This is a genomic window from Leifsonia sp. 466MF (genome assembly GCF_900100265.1).
Lineage (GTDB): Bacteria > Actinomycetota > Actinomycetes > Actinomycetales > Microbacteriaceae > Leifsonia.
Window position 1 is genome coordinate 2,201,419 of sequence record NZ_LT629696.1, and the last position, 18,571, is coordinate 2,219,989.

The window sequence follows — 18,571 nt, forward strand, 5'->3', positions numbered from 1 at the left end:
GTACGTCCATACTGGGAATATGTCGCTCCCCATCGAGGATTACGCCCTGATCAGTGACTGCTTCACCGGGGCCCTTGTCGGGAAGGACGGAAGCATCGACTGGCTGTGCCTGCCCCGCTACGACTCGCAGTCCATGTTCGGCGCCCTCCTCGGCACCGAGGACCACGGCCGCTGGCTCGTCGCCCCGGAGGACGCCTCGGCAACCAGCACGCGTCAGTACGAGAAGGACACGATGATCCTCGTCACGCGGTGGCGCACCGCGGACGGCGAGGTCGAGGTCGTTGATGTAATGCCGATGGGCGATCACCGCGCCGACATCATCCGCCGCGTCCGCGGTGTCAGCGGCACGGTGCGGATGCGCCAGGACCTGCGCATCCGGTTCGGGTACGCGACGGCCATCCCCTGGGTCCGCCAGGACAAGTCCGAGCGGCCGCACGCCCTCATCGCGGTCGCCGGGCCTGACGCGATCGTCGTGCGCGGTTCCGAGCTGCACGCGGCGAACCACTCGCATGAGGGGTCGTTCACGGTTCGCGCCGGCCAGACCGTCGACCTCGTGCTCACCTGGTTCCCCTCGCATCGCGACGCCCCGCCCGCGCTCGACGTCGAGAAGGCGCTGCAGCACACCCGCGAGTGGTGGACCGACTGGGCAAGCGGCTGTGCGCACGATGGGCCGTACCGCGACGAGGTCGTGCGGTCGCTGCTCCTCCTCCGCGCGCTCTCGCACCTGGAGACCGGCGGCATCGTCGCCGCGGCCACGACATCCCTCCCCGAGGCGTTCGGCGGTCAGCGCAACTGGGACTACCGCTACGTGTGGCTGCGGGACGCCTCGCTCACCATCGGCGTGCTCCTCGATCACGGCTACAACGACTACGTCGACCACTGGCGCGACTGGCTCCTCCGCGCGATCGCCGGCGACCCGGGCGATGTCCAGATCATGTACGGGCTCGCCGGGGAGCGCGACCTCGCCGAGCGGATCATCGACAGCCTGCCCGGATACCAGGGCGCGCATCCCGTGCGGATCGGCAACGGCGCATCCACTCAGTTCCAGGCGGACGTGATCGGCGAGGTGATGCTCGGCCTCGACCGCGGCCGCCGCGCGGGAAACGCCGAGACCCGCTTCTCGTGGGCACTCCAGCGCGCGCTGATGGGCTACCTGGAGCAGCACTGGCGCGACCCGGACCACGGTATCTGGGAGATCCGCGACAAGCCGCAGCAGTTCACGCACTCGCGCGCGCTCGTCTGGGCGGCGTTCGACTGCGCCATCCGCGGCGTCGAGGAGTACGGCCTCGACGGCCCGGTCGAACGCTGGAAGCGCGAGCGCGACGCCATCCGCGCCGACATCGAGGCGAACGGCTGGGATCCGCACCGCGGCACCTATGTGCAGCACTACGGCACGACCGCCGTGGACGCCTCGCTGCTGCAGCTGGCGCAGGTCGGGTATGTCGACGCGGACGACCCGCGGATGCTCGGCACCGTGCGCGCACTCGAGGAGGATCTGCTGCGCGACGGCCTGCTGCTGCGCTACCGCACCGAATCCGGAGTGGATGGGCTGCCGCCCGGGGAGCATCCCTTCCTGGCCTGCTCGTTCTGGCTGGTCGAGCAGTACGCCCGCTCCGGCCGTGTTCAGGACGCGACGCGGCTCATGGACCGGCTGGTCGGTCTGGCGAACGATGTCGGTATGCTCTCCGAGGAATACGACGTCGATGGCCGCTCCCACGCGGGCAACACACCGCAGGCGCTTACCCACCTGGCGCTGGTGCGGGCAGCGGACGCGATCGCGGAGGCAACCGGATGACCGACGCCGGCACTCTGGAGCAGACCGGAACGCGAGAGCAGACGGATGAGCTTCTCGAACTCGGCTCGCCGTGGGTGACGATCGTCTGGAACGACCCCGTCAACCTGATGAGCTATGTGACCTACGTGTTCCAGACGTACTTCGGCTTCCCCAAGGCAGAGGCGGAGCGGCGCATGATGCTGGTGCACACGGAGGGCCGCGCGGTCGTCGCGACGGGCACCCGCGAGGAGATGGAACGGCACGTGGAGGCCATGCACGAGTACGGCCTGTGGGCGACGCTGCAGAAGGCGGACGCGTGATCCCGTTCCACCGGCGGCGGCGCGACGGTCGGGTGGTCGCCTCCTTCACCGCGGACGAAGCGCGGCTGCTGCTGTCGCTCGCCGACGAGGCGGCCGGGCTGGCGCGTGCCGCCGCGACCCCCGACGGACCGCAGGCGGACCCCGCGCTCGGGCGCCTGCTGCCCGACGCGTATCCGGACGACCCGGAGGCGTCGGCGGAGTTCCGCCGCTTCACCGCGGAGGGGCTCGCCGACCGCAAGGAGCACAACGCGCGGCTGATGGCGCGGACGCTCGGCGAGCCGGCCGGCAGACGGACCGAGGTAGCGCTCGACGACGCCGAGGCGAGCGCGTGGCTGCGGACGATCACCGACCTCCGGCTGGTCCTCGCGGCGCGGCTCGGCATCCACGAGGACGGCGACGAGGGCGACATCCACGACGAGGAGTCGGCGATGCAGCGCGCGGTCTACGACTGGCTGGCCGCGGTGCAGGAGTTCCTCGTGCTGGCGCTCCGTCCCCGTCGCTGACGCGCGCCGCCGGAAACGGAGGTGGATGCGGGCGAAACCCGGTCCGGGGAGCCTCCGTTTCCCTCCTCGCGCCGGCGCGTCGTCTCCCTTCTCCTCCCTTTCCAACGCCGCCGGAAACGGAGGAGAAACGCCCGGTCGATCGGTTTTTTCGCCGGGGACGGAGGGGATGCGGCCGGGATCAGGCCCGATGACCTCCGTTTCCGACGGCGTCGGAAAGGGAGGTCACACGGAGCGACGTCAGACCGGGAAGCGGACCGCGGCAGCGGCCGCGCCGCCGCCCGGCACGTCCTCCGCCCGGAGCGCATAGACCTTCGCCTTCGAGGCGAGCGCGCGGCGGAGGATCTCATCCACCACGCCGTACTCGCCCGGGGTGTCGTCATCGCCGAACGTGATCGCGCCGGTCTCGTCGTCGACGGTGCCCGGCACCCTGCGGTCGATGTCGATGACGAGCGACTCGACCGCGCCGAAGGTCGCGGCGCGCGCGATGTCGCTGAGATCGACGAGGGCCGTCCCGGCGGCGATGCGCGCCTCGTACGTCTCGCGGAGCGCGGCGACCTTGCTCGCGTACAGCCGGTCGAGCACGCCGCGCGCGGCTGCCGCCAGCTCCTCGTCGGTCTTGTCCTCCGGATTGCCGCCGATCACCTCGGAGACGAGGTGCGGATGCTCCCCCGCCCCCTTGAAGATGCCCAGCAGCGGCTCCGCGGCGGCGAGGATGAGCGGCTCGGTCGAGTTGGCGAGCAGCGGGTGCAGGGCGCGCTCGATCGCCTGCACGTACTCCAGCATCCGCACCTTGTGCCCTTCGGAGCCCTGGATGCGCCCGTCGGCCTGCCGTCCACTGATCGACGGAAGCCCGACGGCCGAGGCCGCATCCGTCGGCATCCCCGGCACGTCGATCCGCTCGGGCGACTGGTCGGGCGTGATCCGCAGCAGGCGCACCGAGTTGCCTGCGAGGGCGAGGATGAGCGCGGTCTGCGGGAACGTGAGCGCACGCAGCAACGGCTTCACGTAGAAGCGGTCCGCGATCTCGCACGCGGTGGTCAGCCGGTTCGGTAGGCGGAAGGTCTCTGCCAGCTCGCCGTCGAGGAACACCGCGAGCGACCGCGACTGGTAGCGCCAGAAGTCGCGGTCGTCGAGGATCCGCTCCCCCTCGGCCTGGATGGTCTGCATGCGCGACCGCGGCACCTCGAGCTTCTCGAGTGCCCGCTGGGCCGACGCCAGGTGGTTCTTCAGCTCGATGCGGGCGCGGTCGGCCTCGGCCGGGGTCGTCCCGGTCGGCAGGTAGACGCTGACGCATCCGGGCTGCCGGAAGCCGGCTATCCGTTCGACGTCGGCCTGGGTCGGGATGTCCTTGTACTCCACGGAAGTCCTCCTGCCCCGCCGTCATGGCGTGGTCGATCGCGGTACGGTGCGGCCAGTCTCGTCGCGCGACAGGGGCCTTCACAAGACTCACGTTGACTTTTGCCGCCAGCGCGCCTACCGTCCTTTAAACCGGTTTAGATAATGACCCCCGCTCGGGGGCCGCTCCACCATGAGGGGTCGCGACGATGCGTAACCGAGAACTGAAGACACTGCGGGCTGCGCTCGCTCTCGCGCTGGGCGCGACGCTGGCGGTGACCGCCGTCGCCCTGCCCGCGCAGGCCGCGACCACCGCTCCGGCGACCGTCCGCAGCGCCTCCGCCACCGCGGACGCCGCACCGCCGAAGCTCACCAATCTGGCGCACCTCGACTTCCTGCTCGACGATGTCCCGCTCCTCGCGGGCGTCGCCGGCCACACTACGTACCGTGCCGCCGAGGAGCCGGTGGCCCGCGCCCCCTGGGTGTACGCCGACCGGCAGTCCGACGGCACCTTCCACCGCGTCGGCGGCGGCCCGATCACCGATGCCGCGCGCGGCTGGTACGCCCAGGGCGCGTACGACGCCGACGACATCTCCCGCGCCGCGGTCGTCTACCTCCGCGATTGGAAGCAGAACGGCACGGCATCCAGCCGCACGTCGGCCTACGAACTGCTCCGTTCGCTCACCTACCTGCAGACGACGGAGGGCCCGAACGCCGGCAACGTGGTGCTCTGGCAGCAGCACGACGGCACGCTCAACCCGTCCGCCATCCCGAAGGAGCTGCCCGACCCGTCCGACTCGGCCGAGTCGTTCTGGCTCGCCCGCACCGTCTGGGCACTCGGCGAGGGCTACGCGGGCTTCCGCGACGCCGACCCCGCCTTCGCGTCGTTCCTCGGCGATCGCATGCAGCTGGCGCTCGGCGCCCTCGGCCGCCAGTCGCTCGCCCAGTACCCGCAGACGCAGGTCGCGAACGGCGTCACCGTCCCCGGCTGGCTGATCGTCGGCAGCGCCGGGGCGACGGCGGAGGCCGTGCTCGGCCTGAGCGCGTACGTCTCCGCCCGTCCGGTGGACACAGCCGCGCGCACCGCCCTCGCCCACTACTCGGAGGGGATCGCGAAGCTGCAGAGCGGCGGCATCGGCCAGTGGCCGTTCGGCGCCCTCCTGCCCGAGGCGAACTCCCCCACCTTCTGGCACGCCTGGGCCGGGATGCAGCCCGCCGCCCTCACCGCGGCGTCGACCACCCTCGGCGACGCCTCCCTGCAGCGCAGTGCGACCACCGACCTCGCCCAGTTCACCGCGCAGCTGCTCGCGACCGGCGGACCGGACAACGGCTGGACGCCGACCCCGGCCGACCGCACCCAGATCGCGTACGGCGTCGACTCGCGTCTCGAGGGCCTCGTCGCCGCGGCCGACGCGACCGGCGCCGGCGGGCTCGCCGCCCTGGCCGGAGCGCAGGCCGCCTGGTACTTCGGAGCCAACCGCGCCGGTGTCCCGGCCTACGACCCGGCGACCGGTGTCTGCGTCGACGGCATCGCGGCCGACGGCACCGTGAACCGCAACTGCGGAGCCGAGTCGGTGATCCACACCCAGCTGAGCATGCTCGCGCTGGATGCGCATCCCGCCATCGCCCGCGCCGCCACTGCCCTCACCCGCACGACCGCGACCCAGGGCCTGACGGTGGTCGAGGCGGAGTCCGGCACGACGACCGGCACCGTCACCACCGTCACGCCGCCGTCAGCCTGGACGGGCTCGGCCAACTGGTCGGGCGGCGCCTACCTGCAGGCCTCCGACCGCTCCACCGTCACGGTCACGCTTCCCACGGGCCACCCGGCGGCGCGCATCCTGCCGATCGCCGACCTCGGTCCGGGCGGAGCAGGCACGACCTCGTGGACCGCCTCGGTCGGCCGCCTGACGCTGCCCCTCGGCCGGACCGACAACGTCCGCCCCGGTGAGCAGGGCATCGCGCCCAGCCCGGTGTTCCTGCTGCCGCAGACCCTGCCCATCCCCGTTCCCGCCCAGGCCACGACGGTGACTGCGCGCGTCTCCGGGACCGCACGGCTGGATGCCCTGCTCGTCCAGCCCGTCGTGTCGCACCTCGGACTCGCGGGCAGCAGCAGCCTCGACGTCTACGTCAACGCGACGAAGCTGCCGGTGCCGCAGAAGCTGGATGCGACGGGCCCGGTCACCGCGACCAGCTACGACTCCTCCGGCCGCCAGGTCGGCCGCACGCAGACCGTCGGAGCCCACGGCATCATCGTGGTCCTCCCCGGCGGCTTCACCACGGTGACCCCGAAGTGAGCCACGCATGAGTCCGGCCAACGTCACGATCAACGACGTCGCCCGCGCCGCGGGCGTCAGCAAGTCGCTCGTGTCGCTGACCCTGAACGCGCGGCCGGGGGTCGCGAGCGAGACGCGGGAGCGCATCCTGCAGACCGCCCGCGACCTCGGCTGGACACCGCATCCCGGGGCCCGCGGTCTGAGCACCCGGCGCGCCTACGCCCTCGGGCTGGTGCTGCGGCGCGAACCCCGGACGATCGAGGTGGACCCGTTCTTCGCCTCGTTCATCGCCGGAGTGGAGACCGTGCTGGCCGAACGCGGCAACGTGCTCGTGCTGACCGTCGTGCCCGACCGCGCCGCCGAGGAGCGTGCGTATGAGCGGCTCATCGCCGACAAGCGCGTCGACGGGTTCCTGCTCACCGACCTCCTCGCCGCGGACGAGCGCATCCCGCTGATCTCGCGGCTCGGCTCCTATGCCGTGTCGCTCGGCGAACCGCCCGGTGGCAGCCCCTTCCCCGTCATCACCCGCGACTACGACTCCGGCATCGACGAGCTCGTCCGGCACCTCGTTCAGCTCGGGCACCGCCGCATCGCCCACGTCTCGGGCGACGAGCGGATGCTGCACGGGCTCCGCAGGCGTGAGCGCTTCGAGCTCGCCGCGGCGGCGGCCGGGATCTCCCCCGTCGTCGTCACCACAGACTTCTCTCCCGAGCAGGGCGCCGAGGCCACGAAGGCCCTGCTCGAGACAGAGGACCGCCCGACCGCGATCGTCTACGGGAACGACCCCATGGCGATCGCCGGGATGGGCGTCGCACATGAGCGAGGGCTCGACCTCCCGGCCGAGCTCTCCATCACCGGACTGGACGGCTCGCACATCGGGTCGTTCGTCTACCCCTCCCTCACCACCCTCGACAACGACCCGGCCGGCTGGGGAACCGCCGCCGCCACCGCGCTGCTGCGGCTGGTGGAGGACGGCGAACCCGGCGACGTCGCGCTGCCGCCCGCCCGGCTGGTGGTGCGCGCATCCACCGCCCCGCCGTCGGCCGGCTGATCGACCCCACCCCCACACCCACCGAAAGGCAGAGACAATGCGAAAGCGTAGGATCGCCATCTCCCTCATCACCGCCGGCATCGTCGCCGGCACCCTGGCCGCGTGCGGCTCGAGCGGAGGCGGCAGCACGGACGCCATGAAGGCGCACGGCCCGATCACCATCTGGTACTCCAACAACACCCAGGAGGTGCAGTGGGGCAAGGCGATGGTCTCGGCCTGGAACTCCGCGCACCCGAAGGAGAAGATCAAGGCGCAGGAGGTGCCTGCCGGAAAGAGCACCGAGGAGGTCATCGGCGCCGCCATCACTGCGGGAACCACGCCGTGCCTGGTGTTCAACAACCTCCCGGCGGCCACCGGCCAGTGGCAGAAGCAGGGCGGCCTCGTCGACCTGTCGAAGTTCCCGGACGGGAACAAGTACATCGAGGCCCGCAGCGGTGACGCCGCGGCCCAGTACAAGTCGGCCGACGGCGACTACTACCAGATGCCGTGGAAGCAGAACCCCGTCATGATCTTCTACAACAAGGCCATCTTCCAGAAGGCCGGCCTCGACCCCGAGAAGCCCGACCTGTCGACCTACGACAAGTTCCTGGCCGCCGCGCAGAAGATCAAGTCGTCCGGCGCAGCTCCGTACGCGATCTACCCGGCCCCGACGAGCGAGTTCTTCCAGGTGAACTTCGACTACCTGCCGCTGCTCGCCGCCCAGACCGGTGGCAAGACCTTCATCGAGGACGGCAAGGCCACCATCGCCGACCAGGACTCGCTGGATGTCGCCAACTTCTGGAAGACCATCTACAGCGATGGGCTCGCCGGCAAGGAGCAGTACCAGGGCGACGCGTTCCAGGACGGCAAGTCCGCCATGGCCATCGTCGGCCCCTGGGCCATCGCGTACTACGGCGACAAGGTCCAGTGGGGCTCCGTCCCCGTCCCGACCAAGGACGGCAAGTCGGCCGACGAGACCTACACCTTCCCGGACGCGAAGAACATCGGTATGTACACCTCGTGCAAGAACCAGGGAACGGCCTGGGATGTGCTGAAGTTCGCGACCAGCCAGGAGCAGGACGGCAAACTGCTCGACGTCAGCGGCCAGATGCCGATCCGCAAGGACCTCGCCACCACCTACGCGTCGTACTTCGACTCGCACCCCGCGTACAAGGAGTTCGGCGCGCAGAGCGCTCGCACGGTGGACGACCCGACCGGTACGAACACGATCGCGCAGATGCAGGCTCTTCGTGACGCCTACACGAAGGCGGTCGTGAACGGCAGCGGATCGGTGGAGGACGTCTTCAAGGCGGCAGCCGACAAGATCGACAAGCTCCAGGCCCAGAAGTAGCCATGAGCACCTCCGTCCGCGGTTCTGACACCGCACGGCCGGCGGCGGGCGCCTCGCCCGCCGCCGGGTCGGGGCGCACGCACCGGCCGCCGCTCGTGCAGCGCATCCTGGGCACCAATCCGCTCGGCTGGCTGTTCAGCGCGCCGTACCTCGTCTTCGTGCTCGCGATCTTCGCGTTCCCGCTGTGCTTCGCGGTGTACATGTCGTTCTTCGACTACTTCTTCGCGGCGCCCGGGGCGAACGTGGATCGCCCGTTCGTCGGGTTCGACAACTACATCCAGGCGTTCACCGACCCCCAGGTGCTGCAGTCGTTCGTCAACGTCGGCATCTTCCTGATCATCAATGTGCCGCTCACCGTCATCCTGTCGCTGCTTCTCGCCTCCGGGCTGAACAGCATCGTCCGGTTCCGCACCTTCCTGCGGGTGAGTTACTACGTGCCGTACGTGACAGCGAGTGTGGCGACCATCGCCGTCTGGCTGTTCCTGTTCGGCCAGAACGGACTCGTCAACCAGATCCTCGGTCCGCTGGCGCCGAGCCCGAGCTGGCTCTCGAACCCGGCGCTCGCCATGCCGTCCATCGCGATCTACGTCACGTGGAAGGGTCTCGGCTTCTACATCCTGCTGTACCTCGCGGCGCTGCAGAACGTGCCGACCGAGCTGTACGAGTCGGCCGCCACCGACGGCGCGGGCAAGATCCGGCAGTTCATGTCGGTCACCGTTCCGGGCGTGCGTCCGGCGACCGTGCTGGTCCTGCTGCTCGCGACGATCACCGGCGCGAACCTGTTCACCGAGCCCTACCTGCTCACCGGAGGCGGCGGGCCGGAAGGCCGATCCGCCTCGCCGGTGCTGCTGATCTATCAGCAGGGCATCCAGCAGGGCCACCCGGGATACGCCTCCGCGATCGGGGTCATCCTCGTCATCGGGGTGCTCATCATCGGCTGGCTGCAGAACCGCTTCGTCGGAGGGAGGAACGAGTCATGACCACGGAGACCACCCCACGTGCCGTCGCACCGGCGCGGACCAAGCGCAGGAGGGACCTGGGCACCCCGCGGCGGCTGAGCCGCGGGCAGGCGATCCTGCAGGGCATCGTGCTGACGCTCGGCGCTATCGCGTTCCTGTTCCCCTTCTACTACATGCTGGTCGGGTCGCTTCAGACGGCCCCCGACACGACGATCGCGGGCGCCTTCCCGAACCCGGGCAACCTGACGCTGCAGAACTACGCCGAGATCAACTCGCGCATCAACCTGGTGACCGGCCTCGTGAACTCGGGGATCTTCACCGGCGGCGTGCTCCTGGGCACGGTCGTGTTCGGCGTGCTGGCCGGGTACTCGCTCGCGGTGCTGCAGTGGCGCGGACGCGGGGTCACCTTCGCCCTCGCACTGCTCGTGCAGACCATCCCGTTCCAGCTGCTGATGATCCCGCTGTACGTGCTCATCGCACGCAATTACGGGCTCGCCGACAACTACCTCGGGATGATCCTGCCGTTCGCGATCAACTCGGCGGCCGTGCTCATCTTCCGGCAGTACTTCCTGCAGCTCCCCAAGGAGCTGTTCGACGCCGCCCGCGTCGACGGGGCCGGCGAGTTCCGTCTGTTGTGGCGGATCGCGCTGCCCCTGGTGCGTCCGGCCCTGGTCACGGTGCTGCTGCTCACCTTCATCGGCCCGTGGAACGAATTCCTCTGGCCGTTCCTGATCACCAAGGAGGCGAGCCTGCAGCCGCTGGCCGTTTCGCTGGCGAACTACATCTCGACGGTCGCGGGGTCCACCGCGAACCCGTACGGCGCGATCCTCTCCGGAGCCGTCGTGCTGGCCGCGCCCGTCGTCGTGCTGTTCATCGTGTTCCAGCGCTACTTCACCTCCACCGACCTGGGTTCGTCCGTCAAGGGCTGACCCACCCCGTCCATCCACAGAAACGAACCACGGGAGACCATGGACACCGTCCACACCGCTCCGGCGGAGCACGACGCCCTGCTGGCGAGCTACCGCGAGGCGCTCGCGCACACCAACGCCCTCACCGACCGCATCTCGACCGACCAGTTCTCGGCGCACTACCCGGTGCGCCCGGACTGGACGATCGGACCGTTCGTCCGTGACGACGCGCTGACCTTCCGCCCGGAGGGCCAGTGGGACGACCCCACCGGGGTGGGATGGACGAGCGACTCGGTCTTCAACCCGACCGTCATCCAGCGGGGCGACGACGTGCACCTGTTCTACCGGGCATCGCCGCGCAAGGAGTCGACCGCCAGCCGGATCGGTCACGCGGTCCGGCGGGACGGCGTGTGGCACGACTCCCCCGCCAACCCGATCCTCTATCCGACGCTCGCGAACGAGACGCTCGGCGTCGAGGACCCGAAGGTCTACGCCCTCGACACCGGCTACGTGCTCTTCTACAACGCGATCTGGCGACGGGACGACGGATCCGTCGCCGTCGACATCATGAGCGCGGTCTCGGACGACCTCGAACACTGGACGAAGCGCGGCCTCGTCGTCCCCTACGAGGTCTCGGAGTACTGGGCGAAGGGAGCGGTGATCCCGCGCGACGAGCACGGCCGGGCGGTGCGGATCGGCGGCGAGTACCTCATGTTCCTGTCCGAGGGATGCGGCGGCCGGCCCACGGTCGGACGCTCGACCGACGGCCTCGAGTGGCGCTTCGACGTGCAGCCCTACCTCGACCTGTCGCCGCTCCCCGGCTCGCTGTTCGAGGTCGCCTGCGCCGTCGTCGACGGCGACCACCTGGTGCTCGACTTCTTCTACGCCGACGCCGACGGCGACTTCGCCGCAGCGCAGGCGCTGTACCGGCTCGACGACCCGTTCACGCAACTGGAGCTGAACCGCGGCGGCTCGCTCGCCTGGGGCGGCCTCCAGAAGCTCGACGGCCGCTGGTCGTTCGCCCAGGGATGGGATGCTCCGCCCGGGGTCCGCGAACTGTACTTCTACAAGGAGGTGGACGCATGAGCGCGTTCCCGTACCGGCTCTCGCGCGCGGGCGTCGTGATGACCCCTGTCGCGGGCGACCCGCTCGAGGCGGAGGGGGTCCTCAACCCCGCGTCCGGCCACGGCCCCGACGGCGACCTGTACCTGCTGCCGCGCCTGGTCGCCGAGGGCAACGTCTCGCGCGTCGGCCTCGCCCGCGTGATCACGGAGGACGGCGTCCCGGTCGCCGTCGAACGCCAGGGCGTCGTCCTCGAACCGGACCGCCCCTTCGAGCGCGGCCGTTCGAACGCGGGCGTCGAGGACCCGCGCATCACGTTCATCCCGTCGCTCGGGCTGCACGTGATGACGTACGTCGCCTACGGACCGCTCGGCCCGCACACCGCGGTCGCCGTCTCCGACGACCTGCGCGCCTGGCGGCGGCTCGGCCCGGTGTCGTTCGAGTACGACGACGAGCTGGGGATCGACTTGTCGCTCTTCCACAACAAGGACACCGTGTTCTTCCCCGAACCGGTCACCGCGCCGGACGGCACCCCGAGCCTCGCCGTGCTCCACCGGCCGGTGTGGGACCTGGGCGAAATCCGCCCGGGCGAGGGCGAGCATCCCCCCGCGGGCGAGAGTCGGCCCAGCATCTGGATCGCGTTCATCCCCGTCGAGGCTGTGCAGCGCGACCTGCGTGAGCTCGCCCGCTGGCGGCAGAACCGGTTCCTGGCGGGTCCCGAGTTCCCGTTCGAGGAGCTCAAGATCGGTGCGGGCCCGGCGCCGCGACGCGTCCCCGAAGGCTGGCTGCTCATCCACCACGGTGTCACCGGCCGGCTGGAGTCGGGGGTCGCGCAGCAGAAGAACGTCAACTACGCCGCCGGCGCGATGATCCTCGACGGCGACGAGCCGTGGCGGGTGCTCGACCGCACCACCGAACCGCTGCTCTCGGCCGAGACGGAGGACGAGCGCAGCGGCATCGTGCCGAACGTCGTGTTCCCGACGGCCATCGAGACGGTGGACGGCCGCGACTGGGTGTTCTACGGCATGGCGGACTCGAAGATCGGTGTCGCTCTGCTGGAGCGGGGGGAGACCGTCTGAAGCCGCTCATGGCGCTGATTTGCGGGGATTATGCATATTGCACATGTAAAACGTATAATTCGCGATCAGCCGCCGGAGTGCTCTACTCTTAGAACTCGTGAACGAACCCCGGGACCGGTCCGCCGCCCTAGCGACCGCGGACAAGCCAGGAACGGGGTTCCGGCCTGAGATCCAGGGCCTCCGTGCTGTCGCCGTCCTGGCGGTGGTGCTCTACCACCTCTGGCCCGAACGCCTCACCGGAGGGTACGTCGGCGTCGATGTCTTCTTCGTCATCTCCGGCTATCTCATCACGGCGCACCTCTTCCGCGACTTCAGCCGCACCGGGCGTGTTCCGCTGACCACGTTCTGGGGGCGGCGCATCCGGCGGCTGCTCCCCGCATCCCTGCTGGTGCTCGCGGTGTCGTGCGTCGCCGTCTACCTCTGGGCGCCCGCGACGACATGGGATGCGTCGGCCCGGCAGCTGATCGCCAGCGCGCTCTATGTCCAGAACTGGCTGCTGGCCGCCAACGCCGTCGACTACTCAGCGATGAGCGAGAGCGCGACGGTGGCCCAGCATTTCTGGTCCCTCTCCGTCGAGGAGCAGTTCTATGCGGTGTGGCCGCTCATCCTGATCGGCCTTTTCTGGATCGCCGGGCGACGTGTGAAGTCGACGTCTCGGACCTCCGGTCGCACCGTCTTCATCATCGGCCTGGCCGTCATCTCCGTCCTGTCGCTCGCCTTCTCCATCTATTACACCGCCGTGAACTCCGCCGGGGCGTACTTCGTCACGCCGACCCGTGTCTGGGAGTTCGGGGCCGGCGGTCTCGCGGCGCTTCTGGCGGCCGACCGGCGGTTCAGCGGCCCGGCAGCCACCCTGACCGCCTGGGCCGCGGTCTGCGCCCTCGCCTTCGCGGCCACCACCTACACGGCCGCGACGCCGTTCCCGGGGTTCACCGCCATCGTGCCGATCGGCGCGACCGTCGCGCTGATCCTCTGCTGCGGCAACCCTCATCCCTACGGTCCCGGATGGTGGTTGTCACGACGGCCGGCCACGTTCCTGGGAGACGTCTCGTACTCCCTGTACCTCTGGCACTGGCCGGCGATCGTCATCCTCCCGTTCATCCTGGGGCATCCACTGGGCTGGAAGACGAAGATCGCCATCCTGATCGGAGCGACAGCGCTGGCCTGGGTGACGAAGGTCGCCGTCGAGGATCCCGTCCGGCGCGGACGTCTGCTCCGCAGCGGGTGGCGCCCCTACGGGTTCGCGCTCGCCGGTGGCGCCGCGGTGGTGGCGCTCAGCGCGGTGCTCGTCATCGTTCCCACCGTCGGCACCCCGGTGGCGGCAGCACCGCGCTCGGGCGCCTGCCAGGGGCCGGCCGCCCTCACCCACGAAGCCGCCTGCTCACCGGTCACCGGAACCGTCGACGTCAGCCGGGTCGCGGTCGCGGTGTCGAAGGAGCAGCCGCTGTGCCTGCCCGGATTCGAGGGCTCGGAGCTCGTGACCTGCTCGTACGGCGCTCCGGCGTCGAAGGCGACGAAGAAGGTGGCGATCGTCGGGGACTCGCACGCGTCCGCCTGGATCCCCGCCCTCGACGCCGTCGGCAAGAAGCGCGGCTGGCAGGTCGTCTCCTACGTCAAGACCTCGTGCCCGGCAACGCTGGCGCTGCGTGTCCTCCCCAACGAGACGACCGACGCCAATCAGGCGGCGTGCCATCAGTGGGTGAAGAACCTGAACGCCCGCCTCGCCTCCGACTCCACGGTCAGCGCCGTGTTCACCGCATCCTTCTCGTCCGCGTACACGTTCGCGTCCCCGCCCGACCACCCGCTCGCCGATCCCGCCATCGACGGATTCCTGGACGAGTGGGAGGGATGGCGCGCCTCCGGCAAGCGGGTCTACGTCTTCGAGGATGTCCCGCGCACGATCGGGACATCCGTCCCGACCTGCCTCGCCGGCCACGCGAGCGATCCGATGTCCTGCGCCGTGCCGCGAGCCTCCGCCCTGCCGCCGTCCATGGTGATCACCCAGGCCGCGACACAAGCCGAGCAGCAGCACCACGTCACCCGCATCGCCCTGCGCGACCGGTTCTGCGACGAGCAGTGGTGTTACCCTCAGGTCGGTTCGGTCATCGTCTATCGCGACTTCTCGCATCTCAGCAGGGAGTACGCCACGGCTCTGGCCCCCTACATCGACCGGCAACTCGGAGGATGAATGAACGGGCGACGCGGCTGGGATCGCCTCGCCCGGTCGTTGGCCGCCCTCCTCCTCGTCCCGCTGCTCATCGCCTCCTGCACCTCGGTGCCACAGACCGATCGAATCCGCTTCGGTGCGATCGGCGACTCCATCACCGCCTCCACCGACCGCTTCGGCCTGCCGACGCACTGGACGTGGGTCGCCACCGCCGCCACGGGCGACGTCGCCGACGTGGGCGGCTACCGGCATTACGGTGACACCACCGCCGACATCCTCCGCCACGTGACCCCTCTTCCCGACGCGCAGGTGGTGGTCGTCATGGCGGGCACGAACGATGCACCGGTCGACGACCGCCCGAACCCGCGGACGCTGACGAACATCACCGCGATCTTCGAGAAGACCGGCGTTCCGCTGCGTATCCTCTCGGCGGTCGCGCCGCGGAACGACGACCGGGCGGCCGTGACACTCGAGCTCAACAGGGAACTCCGCGACCTCGCCCGACGCTCCGGCTGGACGTGGGTCGATCCGTGGACGGAGGTGAGGACCGGTGACGGCCGGTGGCGCCCGCACACCTCGGTCGACGGCATCCACCCGACCCCCGCAAGTGGCCGCATAGCGGGCGAAGTGCTCCGCGCGGCGATCGTGGAGACGGTGACCGGCGGCTGACTCCCGCGGGACCCCGCGGCGGCCGCGCGGTCGGCCCAGGCGGCGGGAACGCTGCCTGGTGCCCGCGCTCCGCACGGCGGTACAGTGAGCGCGTTCCCGGCCGGCGAGGTGGTGACATGGGCGACACCGTTGGGCAGATGCGGCGCACTCCGCTGCTCAAGGCGGAGGGGGCCGCCATCGTCGCGGGCGCCGCGTCGTTCGTCCTCGCGGGCATCGTCGCCCTCCCGCTGTTCTGGGGTCGCGACCTGCCGATCGCCGGCCCGGACTCCGTCGGCCAGTTCGTCGCGTACGCGGGCGGGATCGTCGCCGTGCTGGCGTACGTGGTCGGGAGGCTGTGGATGCGCGACGGCCTCACCCCGTTCGCCGCCCCCGGCGAGCGGCGGCGGGCGGGCATCTCCCCCGTCGACGTGTTCGACACCATCGCCATCGCCGTCGCGCACGGCGTCATCGCGCTCCTCGGCTGGCTGGTGCTCGGAACGGTGCTCGCCGACGGGTTCCAGGACGCGACCGTGTACTTCCTCTCCGCGTCCGCGCTCGCGGCGACCGCGGCGGCCGTCACCGGGTACGCCGTGTTCCTGTCGGCGGTGAACATGAGCCTGATGCGGCTGTCCACCGTGCTCGCCGCCTTCGTCATCGTCGGCATCCTGACAGCGATGCTGAGCGCCCCGGACCCGCACTGGTGGATGCTGCACCTGAGCGCACTGGGCATGACCCAGTCGATCTCGTCTCTCTCCTTCAACCTGACCCTGATCATCGCCGGCGTGATCGTCACGGCGATGGCGCGCTACGCGACGGACACGCGCTTCCTGGCCCCGGCGTCGGAGGGCGATCCGGTCGCCGACCGTCGGCGCGCCGCGCTCATCCGTGTCCGCGTCGGACTCATCCTCATCGGGGTGCTTCTCGCGGGGGTCGGGCTGTTCCCGCTGAACGTCTCGCAGGTCCTGCACAACGTGTCGGCGGTCGGGATGGTGCTGGTGTTCTCGCTCGTCGTCTTCTGGGTGCGGGCGGCGCTGCCCGAGGCTCCCGTCGCATTCTTCGTGCTCGGCTACGTGTTCTTCGCGACGATCGTGGCCGTCCTGCTGTTCTTCGTCGTCGGCTACTACGTGCTGACCGCGACCGAACTCGTCGCCGGCGTCGTCGTGTTCGCCTGGCTGATCGTCTACCTGCGCGTCAGCGGCGCGGTCGGCCGGAGGTCGTCCGCGGGGCGCCTGGAGGGGCCGCCTCTCGCTTCTGCTGCCGGTCGAGCGCAGCGTTCAGAGTGATCGCCGCGCGGATCAGCGCGAGATGGGTGAACGCCTGCGGGAAGTTGCCCAGCTGCAGCCCCGCCGGGTCGATCTCCTCGGCGAACAGCCCCAGGTGGTTGCCGTAGGTCAGCATCTTCTCGAAGGCGTACTGCGCCTCCTCGATGCGCCCGGCGTCCGCGAGCGCGTTCACATAGAAGAACGAGCACAGCGAGAACGTGCCCTCCGCGCCGGGCAGGCCGTCCGGCGACGCGGCCGGGTTGTAGCGGTACACCAGGCTGTCGGTCACCAGCTCCTCGGTGATCGCGTCGAGCGTCGACAGCCACATGGGGTCCTGCGGCGAGATCATGCCCACCAGCGGCATGAGCAGTGTGATCGCATCCACCACGTCGGTGCCCGGGTACTGCACGAACGCCTGCCGGTCCGGGTTCCAGCACCGGGTGAACACCTGCTCGTAGACGGCGTCACGCGCCTCGATCCACGACTCGAGAGGAGCGGGGAGGCCGCGGTCGCGGGCGATGGCGATGGCCCGGTCGAAGGCGACCCAGCACATGATGCGCCCGTAGGTGAAGTCCTTGCGGCCGCCGCGCGTCTCCCAGACGCCCTCGTCCGGCTGGTCCCAGTTCGCCAGCAGCCAGTCCAGGATGCGGCACAGCTTGCTCCAGCCGGGGTGCCCGATCGGCCGGTAGCCCTCGGTGGCGTACAGCGCGTCCATCGCCTCGCCGTAGATGTCGAGCTGCAGCTGATCGGCGGCGCCGTTGCCGATGTTCACGGGACGCGACCCCGCGTAGCCCTCGAAGTCCTCCAGCTCGCGCTCCTCCAGGTCGGAGGAGCCGTCGATCCGGTACATGATCTTCAGCGGGCCGGAGCTCTCGCCGGCCTGCTCGGCGACCCGATCGGAGACCCACAGCGCGAACGAGATCGCCTCCTCGGTGTAGCCGAGCGCCAGGAGCGAGAAGACCGAGAATGAGCCGTCCCGGATCCAGGTGTAGCGGTAGTCCCAGTTGCGCACTCCCCCGAGCTGCTCGGGCAGCGCGGCCGTCGGTGCGGCGACCAGTCCGCCGCTCGGCGCGTACTGCAGCAGCTTCAGCACCATCGCCGAACGCTCCACCGACTCGCGCCAGCGGCCCGAGTAGGTGCTGCGCTGCAGCCAGTCCCGCCAGAACGCCACGGTCTCGCGGAAGGCCGCCTGCCCGGCGTCCGCGGTGAGCGGCTCGGCTCCGGACTCCGGCGCGGTCTGGAACACGAAGAGCCGGAGCTCTCCCGCCGCGACCGTGACCGTCGCATCCACATCGCCGCCGGCGAGGTCCAGTGCAGCGAGCTCGTCGGCCGTCAGCCCGGTAAGGGATGCGCGGACCGCGTCGCCCTCGAACACCACGCCGCCGTCGGCCGCGCTCGCCGTGTGGTGACGGCGGCCGAAGTCGAATCGCGGGCGGCACTCGATATGGAAGTCGAGTTCGCCGCGGACCACCCGGATGCCGCGCAGCACCACGCGGTTGTCGCTCGGGATGGTGGGCTCGTCGGCGACGGGCATGAAGTCGATCACCTCGCCGACCCCGGAGGGAGACATGAACCGGGTGATGAGGACGGCCGTCTGCGGGAAGTACATCTGCTTGATCCGCATCCCGTCGTCCTCCGCCCGGATGCGGAAGAACCCGCCCTTCTCGCGGTCGAGCAGCGACGAGAAGACCGCGGGCGAGTCGAAGCGGGGTGAGCAGAACCAGTCGATCGATCCCTCGGTCGACACCAGGGCCACCGACTGCAGGTCGCCGATCAGGCCGTGGTCGGCGATATCCGGGAAGGCGTGCTCGTCTGCGGCCATGATGGTGTCCCTCCAGTCGATGGCCGGATGGTAACCCCGCGACCCTCCGACCGGCGAGAGAGATGTTCCGGGCCG

General features: G+C 70.2%; 15 protein-coding genes. 13 read left to right on the plus strand and 2 right to left on the minus strand.

What is annotated here, in order from left to right:
- Positions 1 to 19 precede the first annotated feature (19 nt).
- The 3 genes from BLR91_RS10500 to BLR91_RS10510 are packed head-to-tail and all read left to right on the plus strand — an operon-like array spanning position 20 to position 2,597.
- Positions 20 to 1,795: a glycoside hydrolase family 15 protein gene (locus BLR91_RS10500; protein WP_089875385.1), complete on the plus strand. Its 1,776-nt coding sequence runs from the start codon at positions 20 to 22 to the stop codon at positions 1,793 to 1,795.
- A complete protein-coding gene (gene clpS / locus BLR91_RS10505; RefSeq protein ID WP_018190564.1) occupies positions 1,792 to 2,094 on the plus strand; it encodes an ATP-dependent Clp protease adapter ClpS in 303 nt (100 codons plus the stop codon). Before BLR91_RS10500 ends, clpS begins: the two co-directional genes overlap by 4 nt.
- On the plus strand, positions 2,091 to 2,597 hold the full coding sequence (locus BLR91_RS10510; protein ID WP_089881437.1) for a DUF2017 family protein: 507 nt from the start codon (positions 2,091 to 2,093) through the stop codon (positions 2,595 to 2,597). Before clpS ends, BLR91_RS10510 begins: the two co-directional genes overlap by 4 nt.
- 237 nt (positions 2,598 to 2,834) lie before the next feature.
- Here BLR91_RS10510 and BLR91_RS10515 read toward each other — a convergent pair whose 3' ends face one another.
- Positions 2,835 to 3,956 carry a baeRF8 domain-containing protein gene (locus tag BLR91_RS10515; protein WP_089875384.1) on the minus strand — a complete coding sequence of 374 codons (1,122 nt, stop codon included), beginning with the start codon at positions 3,954 to 3,956 and terminating at the stop codon, positions 2,835 to 2,837.
- A 185-nt stretch (positions 3,957 to 4,141) separates the two neighbouring features.
- On the opposite strand from BLR91_RS10515, the gene BLR91_RS10520 reads away from it, so the two are divergent.
- From BLR91_RS10520 to BLR91_RS10565, 10 genes are all read left to right on the plus strand, one after another.
- Positions 4,142 to 6,229, plus strand: a complete 2,088-nt coding sequence (locus BLR91_RS10520; protein ID WP_089875383.1) for a hypothetical protein — start codon at positions 4,142 to 4,144, stop codon at positions 6,227 to 6,229.
- A 7-nt stretch (positions 6,230 to 6,236) separates the two neighbouring features.
- On the plus strand, positions 6,237 to 7,259 hold the full coding sequence (locus BLR91_RS10525; protein ID WP_089875382.1) for a LacI family DNA-binding transcriptional regulator: 1,023 nt from the start codon (positions 6,237 to 6,239) through the stop codon (positions 7,257 to 7,259).
- A 37-nt stretch (positions 7,260 to 7,296) separates the two neighbouring features.
- On the plus strand, positions 7,297 to 8,589 hold the full coding sequence (locus BLR91_RS10530) for an ABC transporter substrate-binding protein (protein WP_089875381.1): 1,293 nt from the start codon (positions 7,297 to 7,299) through the stop codon (positions 8,587 to 8,589).
- A gap of 2 nt (positions 8,590 to 8,591) precedes the next feature.
- Complete coding sequence (locus BLR91_RS10535; protein WP_089875380.1) at positions 8,592 to 9,569, plus strand: carbohydrate ABC transporter permease; 978 nt, start codon at positions 8,592 to 8,594, stop codon at positions 9,567 to 9,569.
- On the plus strand, positions 9,566 to 10,477 hold the full coding sequence (locus BLR91_RS10540; RefSeq protein ID WP_018190557.1) for a carbohydrate ABC transporter permease: 912 nt from the start codon (positions 9,566 to 9,568) through the stop codon (positions 10,475 to 10,477). The genes BLR91_RS10535 and BLR91_RS10540 overlap by 4 nt, the downstream gene beginning before the upstream one ends.
- A gap of 39 nt (positions 10,478 to 10,516) precedes the next feature.
- Positions 10,517 to 11,542 carry a hypothetical protein gene (locus BLR91_RS10545; protein ID WP_089875379.1) on the plus strand — a complete coding sequence of 342 codons (1,026 nt, stop codon included), beginning with the start codon at positions 10,517 to 10,519 and terminating at the stop codon, positions 11,540 to 11,542.
- Complete coding sequence (locus BLR91_RS10550) at positions 11,539 to 12,597, plus strand: glycoside hydrolase family 130 protein (RefSeq protein ID WP_089875378.1); 1,059 nt, start codon at positions 11,539 to 11,541, stop codon at positions 12,595 to 12,597. Before BLR91_RS10545 ends, BLR91_RS10550 begins: the two co-directional genes overlap by 4 nt.
- Before the next feature lie 97 nt (positions 12,598 to 12,694).
- Positions 12,695 to 14,785: an acyltransferase family protein gene (locus BLR91_RS10555; protein ID WP_089875377.1), complete on the plus strand. Its 2,091-nt coding sequence runs from the start codon at positions 12,695 to 12,697 to the stop codon at positions 14,783 to 14,785.
- On the plus strand, positions 14,786 to 15,433 hold the full coding sequence (locus BLR91_RS10560; RefSeq protein WP_089875376.1) for an SGNH/GDSL hydrolase family protein: 648 nt from the start codon (positions 14,786 to 14,788) through the stop codon (positions 15,431 to 15,433).
- A gap of 116 nt (positions 15,434 to 15,549) precedes the next feature.
- Positions 15,550 to 16,695 (plus strand): hypothetical protein, encoded by a 1,146-nt coding sequence (locus BLR91_RS10565; RefSeq protein WP_089875375.1) that lies wholly within the window; start codon positions 15,550 to 15,552, stop codon positions 16,693 to 16,695.
- Here BLR91_RS10565 and BLR91_RS10570 read toward each other — a convergent pair.
- A complete protein-coding gene (locus tag BLR91_RS10570; protein ID WP_089875374.1) occupies positions 16,604 to 18,496 on the minus strand; it encodes a glycoside hydrolase family 15 protein in 1,893 nt (630 codons plus the stop codon). The genes BLR91_RS10565 and BLR91_RS10570 overlap by 92 nt on opposite strands.
- Between the last annotated feature and the right edge of the window lie 75 nt (positions 18,497 to 18,571).

Excerpts from the sequence above, each read along its gene's own strand:
- clpS (WP_018190564.1), top strand. The coding sequence starts at position 1,792 with ATGACCGACGCCGGCACTCTGGAGCAGACCGGAACGCGAGAGCAGACG.
- BLR91_RS10530 (WP_089875381.1), top strand. The coding sequence starts at position 7,297 with ATGCGAAAGCGTAGGATCGCCATCTCCCTCATCACCGCCGGCATCGTC.
- BLR91_RS10535 (WP_089875380.1), top strand. The coding sequence starts at position 8,592 with ATGAGCACCTCCGTCCGCGGTTCTGACACCGCACGGCCGGCGGCGGGC.
- BLR91_RS10540 (WP_018190557.1), top strand. The coding sequence starts at position 9,566 with ATGACCACGGAGACCACCCCACGTGCCGTCGCACCGGCGCGGACCAAG.
- BLR91_RS10525 (WP_089875382.1), top strand. The coding sequence starts at position 6,237 with ATGAGTCCGGCCAACGTCACGATCAACGACGTCGCCCGCGCCGCGGGC.
- BLR91_RS10545 (WP_089875379.1), top strand. The coding sequence starts at position 10,517 with ATGGACACCGTCCACACCGCTCCGGCGGAGCACGACGCCCTGCTGGCG.
- BLR91_RS10550 (WP_089875378.1), top strand. The coding sequence starts at position 11,539 with ATGAGCGCGTTCCCGTACCGGCTCTCGCGCGCGGGCGTCGTGATGACC.
- BLR91_RS10565 (WP_089875375.1), top strand. The coding sequence starts at position 15,550 with ATGGGCGACACCGTTGGGCAGATGCGGCGCACTCCGCTGCTCAAGGCG.
- BLR91_RS10560 (WP_089875376.1), top strand. The coding sequence starts at position 14,786 with ATGAACGGGCGACGCGGCTGGGATCGCCTCGCCCGGTCGTTGGCCGCC.
- BLR91_RS10500 (WP_089875385.1), top strand. The coding sequence starts at position 20 with ATGTCGCTCCCCATCGAGGATTACGCCCTGATCAGTGACTGCTTCACC.
- BLR91_RS10520 (WP_089875383.1), top strand. The coding sequence starts at position 4,142 with ATGCGTAACCGAGAACTGAAGACACTGCGGGCTGCGCTCGCTCTCGCG.
- BLR91_RS10570 (WP_089875374.1), bottom strand. The coding sequence starts at position 18,496 with ATGGCCGCAGACGAGCACGCCTTCCCGGATATCGCCGACCACGGCCTG.